At 71.6% G+C, this 14,519-nt stretch carries 6 protein-coding genes; 2 read left to right on the plus strand and 4 right to left on the minus strand.

What is annotated here, in order from left to right:
- Positions 1-56: 56 nt before the first annotated feature.
- Together gltB and K8556_RS15020 are read left to right on the plus strand one after the other, a co-directional pair.
- Positions 57-4,628 (plus strand): glutamate synthase large subunit, encoded by a 4,572-nt coding sequence (gene gltB / locus K8556_RS15015; RefSeq protein WP_223740756.1) that lies wholly within the window; start codon positions 57-59, stop codon positions 4,626-4,628.
- 3 nt (positions 4,629-4,631) lie between these two features.
- Positions 4,632-6,092 (plus strand): glutamate synthase subunit beta, encoded by a 1,461-nt coding sequence (locus K8556_RS15020; RefSeq protein ID WP_223740757.1) that lies wholly within the window; start codon positions 4,632-4,634, stop codon positions 6,090-6,092.
- A 13-nt stretch (positions 6,093-6,105) separates the two neighbouring features.
- On the opposite strand, the gene K8556_RS15025 is transcribed toward K8556_RS15020, so the two are convergent.
- The 4 genes from K8556_RS15025 to K8556_RS15040 form a co-directional block, all read right to left on the minus strand.
- On the minus strand, positions 6,106-8,283 hold the full coding sequence (locus K8556_RS15025) for a hypothetical protein (RefSeq protein ID WP_223740758.1): 2,178 nt from the start codon (positions 8,281-8,283) through the stop codon (positions 6,106-6,108).
- A 226-nt stretch (positions 8,284-8,509) separates the two neighbouring features.
- Positions 8,510-10,669, minus strand: a complete 2,160-nt coding sequence (locus K8556_RS15030; protein ID WP_223740759.1) for a hypothetical protein — start codon at positions 10,667-10,669, stop codon at positions 8,510-8,512.
- A gap of 327 nt (positions 10,670-10,996) precedes the next feature.
- Positions 10,997-12,391: an ammonium transporter gene (locus K8556_RS15035; RefSeq protein ID WP_223740760.1), complete on the minus strand. Its 1,395-nt coding sequence runs from the start codon at positions 12,389-12,391 to the stop codon at positions 10,997-10,999.
- A gap of 207 nt (positions 12,392-12,598) precedes the next feature.
- Positions 12,599-14,518 (minus strand): S41 family peptidase, encoded by a 1,920-nt coding sequence (locus K8556_RS15040; protein WP_223740761.1) that lies wholly within the window; start codon positions 14,516-14,518, stop codon positions 12,599-12,601.
- Position 14,519: the final 1 nt, after the last annotated feature.

Here is a 14,519-nt window from a genome sequence, read left to right on the forward strand (position 1 = left end):
AGCCTGGATGCTCAACAGCTTGGCTTCCCGCGTCATGCGGGAAAGGGGTCCCGACGATGCCGTTCACCCTCCCTCCGCGCTACGGGCTGTATGAGCCGGAGACCGAGCACGACGCCTGCGGTGTGGGGTTCGTGGCCCACATCCGGGGACAGCGTTCGCGGGGCATCGTGGAGGACGCGCTGGAGCTGCTCAACCGGTTGAGCCACCGCGCCGCGGCGGGGAGGGACCCGGAGACGGGCGACGGCGCCGGCATCCTGGTGCAGTTGCCGCACCGCTTCTTCAACCACGAGGCGCCGAGGCTGGGGTTCGAGCTGCCGCCGCGCCGCCAGTACGGCGTGGCGCAGGTGTTCCTGCCGTCGGAGCCGGAGGCGCGCCGCGCGTGCGAGGCGCTGTTCGAGGACGTGGTGGAGGAGGAGGGGCAGCGGCTGCTCGGCTGGCGTGACGTGCCGGTGGCGCCGGAGGAACTGGGGCCGCTCGCGAGGGAGGCGGCGCCGGCCATCCGGCAGCTCTTCATCGCGCGCAGGCGCGTGGTACCCAGCGCCTTCGAGCGCAAGCTCTACCGCATCCGCAAGCTGGTGGAGAACCGCGTGCTGGCGCGCGGCGTGGATCCCCAGGGGCGCTTCCACGTGGCCAGTTGCTCGTCGGAGACGCTCATCTACAAGGGGCTCCTGCTGCCCCGGCAGCTCCCGCGCTTCTACGCGGACCTGCGGCACCCGGAGTTCGTCAGCGCGCTGGCGCTGGTGCACTCGCGCTTCTCCACCAACACCTTCCCCACGTGGGAGCTGGCGCAGCCGTTCCGCTTCATCGCGCACAACGGTGAAATCAACACCCTGCGTGGCAACCGCAACTGGATGACGGCGCGGCGCGGGCTCCTGCAGACGGCGAAGCTGGGCGGGAGCCTGGAGCCGCTGTGGCCCATCATCGTCCCGGGCAAGAGCGACTCCGCGCAGTTCGACAACATGGTGGAGCTGCTCTACCTGGGCGGCCGCACCCTGCCCCACGCGATGATGATGACCATCCCGGAGGCGTGGGAGGGCAACAAGGAGATGGGCGACGAGCGCCGCGCCTTCTACGAGTACTCCGCGTCCCTCCTGGAGCCGTGGGACGGGCCCGCGGCCATCGCGTTCACGGACGGGCAGCTCATTGGCGCGACGTTGGACCGCAACGGCCTGCGCCCCGCGCGCTACCTGGTGACGGAGGACGACCGCATCATCCTGGCGTCGGAGACGGGCGTCATCGACGTGCCCGCGTCGCAGGTGCGCCGCAAGGGCCGGCTGACGCCGGGCCGCATGCTGCTGGTGGACACCACGGAGGGGCGCATCCTGGAGGACGAGGAGGTGAAGCGTGAAATCACCTCGCGCTGGCCCTACCGCCGCTGGCTGCAGCGCAACGTCTTCACCTTCGAGGACCTGCCCGCGGTCCCCGCCCCCGCGCGCCTGAAGGGCGAGGCGCTGTGGCGGCTGCAGCGCGCGTTCGGCTACACGGACGAGGACGTGCGCACCACGCTGGTGCCCATGGCGGAGACGGGCAAGGAGCCCACGGGCTCCATGGGCACGGACACGCCGCTGGCGGTGCTGAGCGACCAGGCCCCCACCCTCTTCAACTACTTCCACCAGCTCTTCGCGCAGGTGACCAACCCGCCCATCGACCCGCTGCGCGAGGCGCTGGTGATGACGCTGGCCACCGCGCTGGGCCCGGAGGGCAACACCTTCGAGGAGACGCCGGAGCAGTGCCACCGGCTGTCCCTGCCCGGCCCCATCCTCACCAACGGGCAACTGGCGCGCCTGGCGAACCTGCGCGGCGACACCGGCCTCTTCGAGCCGCGCTCCTTGAGCCTGCTGTACCCGCACGCGGGCGGCGCGGCGGCGGCGCTGGAGGTCGCGGTGGAGCGGCTGTGCACGGCGGCGGTGGACGCCGTGGACGCGGGCGCGAGCATCCTGGTCCTGAGCGACCGGGGCGTGGACGCGGCGCACGCGGCCATCCCCGCGCTGTTGGCCGTGTCCGCGGTGCACCAGCGGCTGGTGCGTGACGGCACGCGCATGTACACGGGCATCGTGCTGGAGACGGCGGAGGCGCGCGAGGTGCACCACTTCGCGTGCCTGTTCGCCTACGGCGTGTCCGCGGTGAACCCGTACCTGGCTCTGGACAGCTTGCGCGCGCTGGCGGATGCCGGAGAGCTCAAGGCGGACGCGGACAAGGCGCAGGCGCAGTACCTGCACGGCCTGGAGGAGGGGCTGCTCAAGGTGATGTCCAAGATGGGCATCTCCACGCTCCAGTCCTACCGCGGCTCGCAGCTCTTCGAGGCGGTGGGCCTGCAGCGCAGCCTCATCGAGAAGCACTTCACCGGCACGTCGTCGCGCGTGGAGGGCGTGGGCCTGCCGGAGCTGGGCCGCGAGGTGGCGGAGCGGCACGCGCGCGGCTTCGGCCCCGGCGCGGACGGCGAGGAGCCCCTGCTGCCGGTGGGCGGGCAGTTCCGCTGGCGCCGGCAGGGCGAGCGGCACAAGTGGAACCCGGCCACCGTGGCGAAGCTCCAGGCGGCGGTGCGCGCGAACGACCCGGTGCAGTTCCAGGAGTACTCGAGGCTGGCGGACGACGAGACGCGCGAGCACAGCAACCTGCGCGGCCTGCTGGACGTGGTGACGGAGGGCTGCACGCCGGTGCCGCTGGAGGAGGTGGAGCCCGCGCTGGAGCTGGCGCGGCGCTTCGTCACCGGCGCCATGTCCTTCGGCTCCATCAGCGCGGAGGCGCACGAGACGCTGGCCATCGCGATGAACCGGCTGGGCGGCAAATCCAACAGCGGCGAGGGCGGCGAGGAGTCCCGCCGCTACACGAAGGACCCCAACGGCGACTCGCGCCGCAGCGCCATCAAGCAGGTGGCCAGCGCGCGCTTCGGCGTCACCGCGGAGTACCTGGTCAACGCGGACGAGCTCCAAATCAAGATGGCCCAGGGCGCCAAGCCCGGCGAGGGCGGCCAGCTCCCGGGCCACAAGGTGGACGAAAGAATCGCGCGCGTGCGCTGGAGCACGCCGGGCGTGACGCTCATCTCCCCGCCGCCGCACCACGACATCTACTCCATCGAGGACCTGGCGCAGCTCATCTACGACCTCCAGTCCGTGAACGCGAAGGCGCGCGTGAGCGTGAAGCTGGTGAGCGAGGTGGGCGTGGGCACCATCGCCGCGGGCGTGGCCAAGGCGGGCGCGGGCTGCGTGGTGGTGGCGGGCTACGAGGGCGGCACGGGCGCCTCGCCCCTCTCCAGCCTCCAGCACGCGGGGCTGCCGTGGGAGCTGGGGCTGGCGGAGACGCAGCAGGTGCTGGTGCACAACGGCCTGCGCTCGCGCATCCGCGTGCAGGTGGACGGCGGCCTGCGCACCGCGCGCGACGTGCTGGTGGCGGCGCTGCTGGGCGCGGAGGAGTTCGGCCTGGCCACCGCGAGCCTCGTGTCCGTGGGCTGCATCATGCTGCGCAAGTGCCACCTCAACACCTGCTCGGCGGGCATCGCCACGCAGGACCCGGCCCTGCGCGAGCGCTACCAGGGCACGCCGGAGAACGTCGTCAGCTTCTTCCTGCTGCTGGCGGAGGAGCTGCGCCGGCACATGGCGAGGCTGGGCGCGCGCAAGCTGGAGGAGCTGGTGGGCCGGGTGGACCTCTTGCGCCAGCGCGCGGCGGTGGACCACTGGAAGGCGCGCAAGGTGGACCTGTCCGCGCTGCTCGCCGCGCCGGCCGCGCCGGCCACCGAACCGCGCCACTGCCAGACGCCGCACCGCAAGGACGTGTCGGACCACCTGGACCACGAGCTGCTCACGAAGGCGCAGTCCGTGCTCGCGGGCGGGCCGCCGCTCCTGCTGTCACTGCCGGTGGCGAACACGCACCGCGCGGTGGGCGCCATGCTGTCCGGCGAGATTGCCCGCCGCCACGGCGCGCAGGGGCTGCCGGACGGCAAGCTGCGGGTGAAGCTGAAGGGCTCCGCGGGCCAGAGCTTCGGCGCGTTCCTCGCGTCCGGCGTGACGCTGGAGCTGGAGGGCGACACCAACGACTACCTGGGCAAGGGGCTGTCCGGCGGACGCATCATCGTCTACCCGCCGGAGGGCAGCCGCTTCACGCCCGAGGAGAACGTGCTCGTCGGCAACACGGTGCTCTACGGCGCCACGGCCGGCGAGGTGTACCTGCGGGGCCTGGCCGGTGAGCGCTTCGCGGTGCGCAACAGCGGCGCGCAGGCGGTGGTGGAGGGCGTGGGCGACCACGGCTGCGAGTACATGACGGGCGGCGTGGTGGTGGTGCTGGGCCAGACGGGCCGCAACTTCGCGGCCGGCATGAGCGGCGGCACCGCGTACGTGCTGGACCGCGAGCGCTCCTTCCGCGAGCGCTGCAACCTGGAGATGGTGGAGCTGGAGTCGCTGGTGGACGAGTCTGAAATCTGGCTCGTGCACGGGATGATTGAACGCCACCTGCACCACACCGGCAGCGCGCTGGCGCGGCGGGTCTTGGACAACTGGGAGCTGATGGTGCCGCAGTTCATGAAGGTGATGCCGTCCGACTACAAGCGGGTGCTCCAGGCGCGCAGGGCGGCGCGCAGGCCGCCACCCACCGCGAGCGTCCAGCAGCTCCACGTCGTGGGCGGGGGGACCTGAACCATGGGCAAGCCCACGGGTTTCATGGAGTGGCAGCGCGTCCACGCCCCCAAGCGGGACAAGGTGGAGCGCCTGGAGGACTGGCGCGAGCTGCACCTGCCGCTGGCCGCGGACGAGGCGAAGCGGCAGGCGGGGCGCTGCATGGACTGCGGCGTCCCCTTCTGCCACCAGGGGTGTCCCCTGGGGAACCTCATCCCGGACTTCAACGACGCGGTGTACCGGGGCCAGTGGAAGGAGGCGTACCAGGTGCTCAGCCGCACCAACACCTTCCCGGAGTTCACCGGGCGGCTGTGCCCCGCGCCGTGCGAGGCCGCGTGCGTGCTGGCCATCGACCGGGACGCGGTCACCATCGAGCAGATGGAGAAGGAGATTTCGGAGCGCGCCTTCGCGGAGGGCTGGGTGAAGGCGAGGCCTCCGGCGCGGCGCACGGGCAAGCGCGTGGCGGTGGTGGGCTCCGGCCCCGCGGGGCTGGCGGCGGCGGCGCAGCTCAACGCGGCCGGGCACAGCGTGACGGTGTACGAGAAGGACGCCCGCGCCGGAGGCCTGCTGCGCTACGGCATCCCGGACTTCAAGCTGGAGAAGGCGGTGCTGGACCGCCGGCTCGCGCTGATGGAGGCGGAGGGCATCGTCTTCCGCACGGGCGAGGACGTGGCCGTCACGCCGGGCTGGAAGGCGCTGCGCGAGCAGTACGACGGCGTGGTGCTGGCCCTGGGCGCGCGCAAGGCCCGCGAGCTGGACGTGCCGGGCCGCGAGCTGTCCGGCGTGGTGCGGGCCATGGACTACCTGGAGCACCAGAACCGGGTGGTGACGGCGGGAGCGCCGCCGGACGCGCGCCTGGAGGCGAAGGGCAAGCGGGTCATCATCCTGGGCGGCGGAGACACGGGCTCGGACTGCCTGGGCACGGCGCTGCGCCAGGGGGCTGCGGGCGTGACGCAGGTGGAGCTCTTCCCCGCGCCGCCGCGGGTGCGCGCGAAGGAGAACCCGTGGCCGCGCTGGCCGCTGGTGTTCCGCACGTCGACCAGCCAGGAGGAGGGCGGCGAGCGCGCCTTCGCGCTGATGACGAAGCGGCTGGAGGGCGAGAACGGCCAGTTGAAGCGGCTGCACGCGGTGCGCGTGGAGGTCCAGCCCGAGCCGGGCGGCGCGCCGAGGCTGGTGGAGCTGCCGGGCTCCGAGCAGGTGTTCGAGGTGGACCTGCTCGTGCTGGCCATGGGCTTCACCGGCCCGGACACGGACCGGCTGGAGGAGGAGCTGGGCGTGACGCTGTCGCCGCGCGGCACGGTGAAGGTGGACGCGCGGTTCGCCACCTCCGCGCCGGGCGTGTACTGCGCGGGCGACGCCAGCCGGGGCGCGAGCCTCATCGTCTGGGCGCTCGCGGACGGACGTGAGGCGGCGCGCGCGCTGGACACCTGGCTGTCCGGCGCCGCCTCCGTGCTGCCCACGCGCGGTCAGGACTGCGCGTTCTAGCCGCCGCGGCCCGTCAGTGGACGAGGGCCGCGGGCGGCTGGAGGAAGTCGAGCGGCACCTCCCGGGGCTGCGCCGTGAAGTCCTGGCGCAGCTCCAGCAGTTGCTTCACCACGCCGACGTCGCGGATGGGCCCCACCGTGAGCGCCGGCTCGGGCGCGCCGGGCGGCACGTCCAGGGGCACGCTCCCGGAGAGCGCCTCCATCCGCGCCAGGGAGCCCGTGTCCAGGCCCCTGACCCATCCGCACAGGGTGCAGTTGGCCAGCTCCTGGAGCCGCTGGTGCCGGCGCTGCAGGTCCGCGTACGGCCACGACGTCACCTGCGCTCCGAACTGGGCGTCCGGCACGAGGTACATGAAGCCCGGGCCCCCGCCCGTCAGGAACCTGGACAGCCGCGCCGGGATGCCGGACGTGGGGCTGACGTGCGTGAAGGCCACGTTGTCCATGCCGGAGAAGTCGTTGGTGCCCGTGTCCTTGAAGTGACAGCCATTGCACGTGTTGAGGGAGAACTCCTTCCGCGCGCAGACCTCCGCGGCATCCGTGGCGTCCACGCTGAAGCCCTCCCAGTGGGTGGGCTTCGCCACCAGCGAGTTGGCCCCCAGGAAGGGCCGGCCACGGACCTTGCGAGGCACCGTGAAGTTCGCGGTGCACCGGGTGGGGACGGTCACCGGCAGCTCGACGCCGTTCTTGACCTGCGTGCGCACGAAGAAGTCGATGTCCGGATCCACCTCGGAGTCATGGGTCGCGTCATCGGGGGTCCGCGCCATGGTGTGGACGCGCAGCAGCCCGTCCGAGGGCTTGTCCTTGCCGCTGACGGGGTGCTCGTCCACCAGCCGGAACTCCCGCAGCTCCCACGGGAACGCCAGGGCGGCCTCGTTGGTGCGGATCTGATTGAGCGCGTTGTCGTTGCCCTTCCCCGGCGCCCGCCCGCGCAGGACGACACTCTGGGTCATCTGCGTGAGCTGCGCCTTGTAGGCCACGTTGAAGGACGGGATGTTCCCCAGCAACGCCCATTGACGTGCCCAGGCGACGACCTGCGCGCAGCCCTCTCCGGGCACGCCGTATTCGAAGATGACGGTGAAGGGCCTGAGGTTGCAGGTGGCCTCCGTGCCGCCGCCCCAGGGCGAGGGGCGCGTCAGCCCGAAGAGGAAGCGCAGCTCGCCCGGGTCGGACTGCCGGTCCGCGTGGTCCCAACTGCTGGCCAGGTCGATGCGGTTGACGATGGCCAGCAACCGGAAGGGCGCGATGTCCAGGTCCAGCGGCCTGCTCAGCACCACCTCCCAGCGGGTCGTGGCGGGGTTGAGCCGGAGGGAGGACGTCGCGCCGCTGGCGGCGGCCCAGGGGGCAATCACCTCGTCATACATCTTGCGGCGCGCCGGCACCGTGTCGCCGTTGGACTGGAAGTCATTGAGCCAGAGCGACAGCCAGCTCAACACGAAGGCCTCCGGCCGCGCGCCGGAGCCCTGGGCCATCTCCCGCATGAGGTGCGCGAAGGTCCACACGCCGCCCTTCGTCCCCGCGCCCGTGCACGGGTCCCACGTGCGCGCCGGGTCGAGCACCACGGCCGGGTCGCGGATCATCAGCGTCCGCTCCCACTGGGGCTGGGTGGAGGCGGGCAGCAAGGGGCAGCTCGTGACCGGCACCCGCTCACCCCACCCGAAGGCCGCCGCGTTCACGGGGAGCCCCTCGTAGCGGGCCACCGGGTGGCGGCCGTTGAACAGGATGGACTCCCGGCTGGTGGGCCCCAGCTCGCCAGACGCCAGCCGGCGCTCGTTCTCCTGGCGCCGCTCCACCTCCGAGTCCGGGAGCCGCGCGAAGAGGGTGAAGAAGTCGGGGCCCGGGCTCGCCGGAATCGCGCCCAGCCGGGCCAGGGTGTCGGAGTGGAAGAGGACCGAGGGCCGCGCCGGGTCACCCGCCACGCGCACCAGGCTGTCGGAGAGCTGCCGGTTGGCCGGGGGCGGCAGCTTCACGTGCACCGCCGTCGTCTCCCCCAGCGCCGTGGGCCGCTCCAGCTTCTGGGCGAAGGTCCCGGCGACGGACAGGCCCGGCACGAGGGGCAGCTCCCCCAGGCTCGTGCTGCGCCCCCGCGACTCCTCCGCGGCGTCCTGCCACGACGGCTCCCGCGAAGGCTCCTGCGCGGGCTCCCTCGCGCAGCCGCTGACCATCAGCACGGCCCCCACCACGGCGACTCTCAATTCCTCGCACTTCCACAACATACATCCTCCCCGGCAAAGCCAGCCGTTGCCTGGAATGGCTGGCATTGACTCAACGCCGCTGGAGTGAAGTGCATGGACGGACGTCACGCCCCGGACAGGGCTGCCCGTACGAGTGAACAGCAGGGGCTCCGCCCATTTCCTTCCCGACAGGCTCACGGCCTCGCGGGGTCCACGCGCCTGGAGGCCCGACGCATCGCGTGGTGCGTCAGTGGACGCGGGCCGCAGGCGGCTCCAGGAAGTCGAGCGGCAAATCCCGCGACCGGAGCCTGAGGCCGGGGCGCAGCTCCAGCAGTTGCCGCACCACGCCAACGTCGAGGATGGGGCCCACCGTGAACGTCGGCCCGGGCGCGCCGGGCGGCACGTCCAGGGGCACGCTCCCGGCGAGCGCCTCCATCCGCTTCAGGTAGCCGGCGTCCAGGTCGATGAACCACCCACAGGTGGCGCAGTGGGCCAGCTCCTGGAGCCGCTGGTGGCGGCGCAGCAGGTCCGCGAACGGCCACGACGCCACCTGCGCTCCGAACTGGGCGTCCGGCACGACATACATGGAGCCATTGCCCCCGCCCGTCAGGAACCGGGACTCCCGCGCCGGGATGCCGGACGTGGGGCTGACGTGCGTGAAGGCCAGGTTGTCCACGCCCGTGAAGTCGTTGGTGCCCGTGTCCTTGAAATGACAGCCATTGCAGGTGTTGCTGGAGAACTCCTTCCGCGCGCAGACCTCCGTGGCGTTGGTGGCGACCGCGGAGGCGGCCTCCCAGTGGGTGGGCGGCGCCACCTGCGCGTTGGCGCCCAGGAAGAACCTGTCGTTGACGGAGGAGGGCACCGTGAAGCGGGCGGTGCAGTGGGAGGGGATGGACACCGGCTGCTCGACGCCGTTCTTGACCTGCGTGCGCACGAAGAAGTCCACGTCGGGGTCCGTGCGGAAGTCATGGGTCGCGTCATTGGGCGTCAGCGCCAGCGTGTGGACGCGCAGCAGCCCGTTGGACGGGGTGTCCTTGCTGGTGCCGGGGTGCTCGTCCGCCAGGTGGAACTCCCGCAGCTCCCACGGGAACGCCAGGGCGACCTCGTTGGTGCGCAGTTGGTTGAGCGCGCTCTGGTTGCCCTTCCCGGGCGCCCGCCCATGCCGGACGACGCTCTCCGTCATCCGCTGCAGCCGCGACCGGTAGGCCTCGTTGAAGGTGGGGTACATGCCCAACCCCACCCACTGCCTTGCCCACTGGGTGACGGCCCGGCACCCCTCGCCCGGCACGCCGTATTCGAAGATGGTGGTGAAGGGCTTGAGGTTGCACGTCGCCTCCGTGCCGCCTCCCCAGGGCGAGGGGCGCGTCAGCCCGAAGATGAACCGCAGCTCGCCCGGGTTGGAGGACCGGCCTCCGTACTCCGTGCCGCCCCCCAGGTCGATGCGGTTGATGATGGCCAGCAGCCGGAAGGGCGCGATGTCCAGGTCCAGCGGCTTGCGCAGCACCACCTCCCAGCGGTTCGTGGAGGCGTTGAACTCGAGGGACGAGAGCGCTCCGCTGGCGGCGGCCCAGGGGGCAATCACCTCGTCATACATCTTGCGGCGCGCGGGCACGGTGTCGCCGTTGGACTGGAAGTCATTGAGCCAGAGCGACAGCCATTCCAGCACGAAGGCCTCCGGGCTCACGCCGGAGCCCTGGGCCATCTCCCGCATGAGGTGCGCGAAGGTCCACACACCGCCCTTCGTCCCCGCGCCCGTGCACGGGTCCCAGGTGCGCGCCGGGTCGAGCACCACGGCCGGGTCGCGGATCATCAGCGTCCGCTCCCACCAGGCCTCCGTGGAGGCCGGCACCTGGGGGCAGCTCGTCTGGGGCACGAGCGCGCCCCGCGCGAAGGCGTTGGGGTCCATGGGGAGCCCCTCGTAGCGGGCGGCCGGGTGGCGGCCGTTGAACAGGACGGTCTCCCGGGTGGGCGCCCCGAACTCGCCCGACGCCAGCCGCCGCTCGTTCTCCCCCCGGCGGTCGACCTCCGAGTCCGGGAGCCGCGCGAAGAGGGTGAAGAAGTCGGGGCCCGGACTCGCCGGAATCACCCCCAGCCGGGCCAGGGTGTCGGAGTGGAAGAGGACGGTGGGCATTGACGGCTCACCGACCACGCGCACGAGGCTGCCCGCGAGCCCCCGGTTGATGGGGGGCGGCAGCTTCACGTGCACCGCCGTTGTCTCGCCCAGGAACGTGGGCCGGGCCAGCTTCTGGGCGAAGACCTTCGCGACGGAGCCGCCCTCCACGACGGGCAGCTCCCCCAGGCTCCGGGAGGCTCCCGGACCGGCGGCCTGCACGGCCGCCGGGGCCTCCCGCACCGGCGGGGGCGGCGTGGGTGCGGGCTCCTTCGAGCACCCCCACACCGCGAGCACGATTCCCAGGACAGCGACTCTCGATTCATTGCGTTTCCGCGACATGTGCTCCCCCCACGCGAAGCCAGCCCTGTCATCCGATGACTGGCCGTGTCTCAACGCAGCAGGCGCACGTGCATGAACGGAGGTCCAATGCATGGCAGGGCACCGTCAGACCCCTGACAGGGTGCTGCCCGCGCGAATGATCAGCGGGAGCCCTGCCCATCCCCTTCCCGACAGGTTTCCGGCCTCAGGGGGCCCACACACTCGTTGCCCCAAGGCACCACGGGGCCCGCTCGCGTGAAGGCGAGGGGCCCCGTGCGCGCTGGCACCGCTGGGGACGAAGCGCTACGCGGGCACGGGCTCCGACGGGGCGGCGTGCTCCGGTGCGCCAGGCGCGCTCGCGGCGGGCGCGGGCGGCGTGGGGACGGCGAGCGCGGCGGTGGGGACCTCGCCCACGGTCTCTCCGTGCTGGCTCAGGTCGAGCCCCTCCTCCTCCTGCTCGCGGGTGACGCGCAGCGGGACGATGCGGTCGACGAGCTTGTACAGGAGGAACGAGCCCACGAAGGAGAAGACGGAGACGACGACCAGCGCCAGGAGGTGCATGAAGAAGGTGCGCGTGGTGCCGTGGATGAGGCCCACGTCCTTGGCGAGCACGCCGGTGAGGATCATCCCGACGATGCCGCCCAGGCCGTGGCAGGGGAACACGTCGAGCGTGTCATCCAGCGCGGTGCGGCTCTTGAAGTGGACGGCGGCGTTGCTGACGAAGCTGGCGACCAGCCCCACCAGGATGCTCTGCCCCACGGTGATGAAGCCCGCGGCGGGGGTGACGGCGACCAGGCCCACCACCGCGCCCACGCAGGCGCCCATGGCGCTGGGCTTGCGGCCGCGCAGCCAGTCGAAGGCGATCCACCCGAGCATCGCGGCGGCGGAGGCCGTGTTGGTGGTGGCGAAGGCGAGCGTGGCCAGGGACGACGCGGACAGCGCGGAGCCGGCGTTGAAGCCGAACCAGCCGAACCACAGCATGCCCGTGCCGAGCATCACGAAGGGGACATTGGCGGGCGCGTGCGTGGCGTGCGTCAGGTGCACCTGGCGGCGCCCCAGGACGATGGCGCCCGCGAGCGCGGCGAGGCCCGCGGACATGTGCACCACGGTGCCACCGGCGAAGTCGAGCACGCCCCACTGGCGCAGGAAGCCCTCCGGGTGCCACGTCCAGTGGGCGAGCGGCGCGTAGATGAAGAGGCTGAAGAGCACCATGAAGAGCAGGTACGCCTTGAAGCGCACGCGCTCCGCGAACGCGCCGGTGATGAGCGCCGGGGTGATGATGGCGAACTTGAGCTGGAAGAGCGCGAAGAGGAGCAGCGGCACGGTGGGCGCCAGGTCCGGGTGCGTCTCACCGCCCACGCCGCTGAACATGAAGAAGGTGCGCGGGTCCCCGATGAGGCCGTGGAAGCTGTCGCCGAAGCAGAGGCTGAAGCCCACCACGACCCACAGCACGCTGATGACGGCCATGGCGATGAAGCTCTGCATCAGGGTGGAGACCACGTTCTTCAACCGCACCATGCCGCCGTAGAAGAACGACAGGCCGGGCGTCATCAGCAGCACCAGCGCCGTGGCGGTGAGCAGCCACGCGGTGTCCGCCGGGTTGATGGGACCGCCCTGCTTCACCTGCGCCGCCGGGGTCACCAACAGCCCCGCCACCCCCACCGCCACCAGCAGGACCATCGCCATCCACTTCTGCATCGCCGCACCTCTCCAGAGAGCTGACGCAACGCAGTGTAGGTCCGGACTGGGCTATTTTCAATCAGCCCTGACATATTTAACTTCGAATCAACTATAAATTACGACAATTTAGGCTCAGATATTCGAATGGGAGTGCTTTGGGTGGCAACCGTCAGGCCAGCCTCCTGACGGCTTCTCCGGCCTCGGCCCTGCTCATGACGCAATCCGTCACGGACCTTGGGGAGGGGGTTCCTGGGGCGCCAGCCGGTACACGTGGCGGAGCAGGAACGGCTCCCCGGGGCGACGCGTGAGCCGGCTGAGCGAGAGGGCGTCACCGCGGCGGGTCAGGACCGTGCGCACTTCGACAGGGGCTCCGTTCTCGTGCCCCGTCCCCTCCGCCACCAGGGTCAGCTCGCGGGCGTCGCGGCCTCCACGGCGTTCGAGGATGCGCATCCGTTCGGTGGAGCGCCCCTCTTCACTTTCGAGCCCCTCGCGGATCCGCAGGACCTGCGATGCGCGGACCGTCTTGCCGGGGCCGTCGTCGAAGGTGAACGCGAGGCGGGCCTCCTCCCCCTCCCCTGTCACGGTGAGGAGCGTGGAGAGGACGACGCGCCGGTCGCTTCCGAAGTCGCGGTAGTCGAGCGTGCCGCTCCAGTCGCCCGCCAGCGCGGAGGCCAGGGAGGGGACGGCGGGCGGCGCGGAGGCCCTCGCGACTTCGGCCACGCGGTCCCGTCCCGCCTCGAAGTCGAGGAGCGTGGGGATGACGGTCTCGTCCACGGGGACGCCTCGGCCCGCGACGAAGTGCTCGATGTTCGTCCGGTTCCAGGCAATGGGGATGCGGATCCGCACGCCGCCGTGGGGCAGCGTCAGGAGGAAGATGCGGCCCGCCGTGGGGCCCTCCGCGCTGCCGGCGCTCTCCTCCCCCACGAGCCGCGCGCCCCCGCGCTCCTTCAGGTGCGCGATCGTCATCGTCGCGCCCGAGGCGTTCATGGGGCCGGTGAGGACCGTCAGCCTTCCGGTGAAGCGGTCCGGTGAGGGCTCCCGAGGCTGCCTCGCGGCCTCGTCCGGCGGGGGCAAGCGTTCCCACGTGCCGTCCTTCATGCGGCGGAAGTCTTCCAGGGGCGGCTCGAAGAGCTCCTGCCGGTTGCCCCAGCTCTCGATGTGCTGGGGAAGGTCTCCGTAGCGGATGGCCTTGAGCCGCGCGGGCTTCAACCAGACGAAGGGCTCCGGGAGCAGGTGGCGCAGCAGCGCGACCGCCACCTCATCCGAACCGCCTCCGCTCTCCCGAAGGTCGAGCACGAGGTGTTCCACGCCTCGGGCCTTCAGCGTCTTGAAGAAGGCGCCCAGGAAGGCCTCGGGGTGCACGGGGTTGCGGTAGTTCACGAAGGTGTCGATGCGCAACGTGGCGACCCTGCCGTCGAGCCGCCAATGGAGGGCCTTGTAGAACTCGTCGCGGTAGGGGCTCCCCGGCCAGGCCAGCGAGGTCCACTGCGTGAACGGGATGGGCTCCAGGGTGACGTGCGTGGGCTGGCGCTCTCCCGGGCGCTTCCAATCGAGATCCCAGCGCGAGGGGAACCCGTGGAAGGCGGGCCAGGCTTCGTTGAAGTCATCGCCCATGAGGTCGCTGTCCGACCCCAGCTTCGCGGCGATGGCCTGGTCGGTGCTCCCGTCGTAGGCGACGGTGCGGCCCAGGGTGGGCAACACGCGGGGCACGGGCAGGCCGTTGATGGCGACGAGCTCCGAGCCGGGAGGCGGGGCTCCGGGCTGACCGTCGTTCGACACGACGATCATCCGTCCTTCGATGAGCTTGAAGCGCAGCGGCAGGTGCGTGGGTTGGGCGCGGCGCCACGCCTCCAGCGCTTCTGGAAGCTCCGCCTTGGTGTGGTCGCAGTGGATTCCGGCGAGCAACAGCGAGACCTCCCGCCACAGCGCGAGGTCGGTGATGGGACGTGACGCCGCCGCCTCCAGGCGGGCGAACGCGGCCTGCGTACCGGCCTTGTCGCGGTAGCGGTGGAGGCCCGGATGGAGGGTCTCCAGCGCCCGGCGCAGGAGCGCGACGTCGGCACGCGCCTTCGTCGCGTCCAGGGTGATGGAGGGAGGCGGAGGGACGGCGAGGAGCAGGGTCAGGGCCAGCGCGGGCAGCAGCATG

It is taken from the genome of Corallococcus sp. AS-1-12, from assembly GCF_020036995.1.
Lineage (GTDB): Bacteria > Myxococcota > Myxococcia > Myxococcales > Myxococcaceae > Corallococcus.

Excerpts from the sequence above, each read along its gene's own strand:
- K8556_RS15040 (WP_223740761.1), bottom strand. The coding sequence starts at position 14,518 with ATGCTGCTGCCCGCGCTGGCCCTGACCCTGCTCCTCGCCGTCCCTCCG.
- K8556_RS15020 (WP_223740757.1), top strand. The coding sequence starts at position 4,632 with ATGGGCAAGCCCACGGGTTTCATGGAGTGGCAGCGCGTCCACGCCCCC.
- gltB (WP_223740756.1), top strand. The coding sequence starts at position 57 with ATGCCGTTCACCCTCCCTCCGCGCTACGGGCTGTATGAGCCGGAGACC.
- K8556_RS15035 (WP_223740760.1), bottom strand. The coding sequence starts at position 12,391 with ATGCAGAAGTGGATGGCGATGGTCCTGCTGGTGGCGGTGGGGGTGGCG.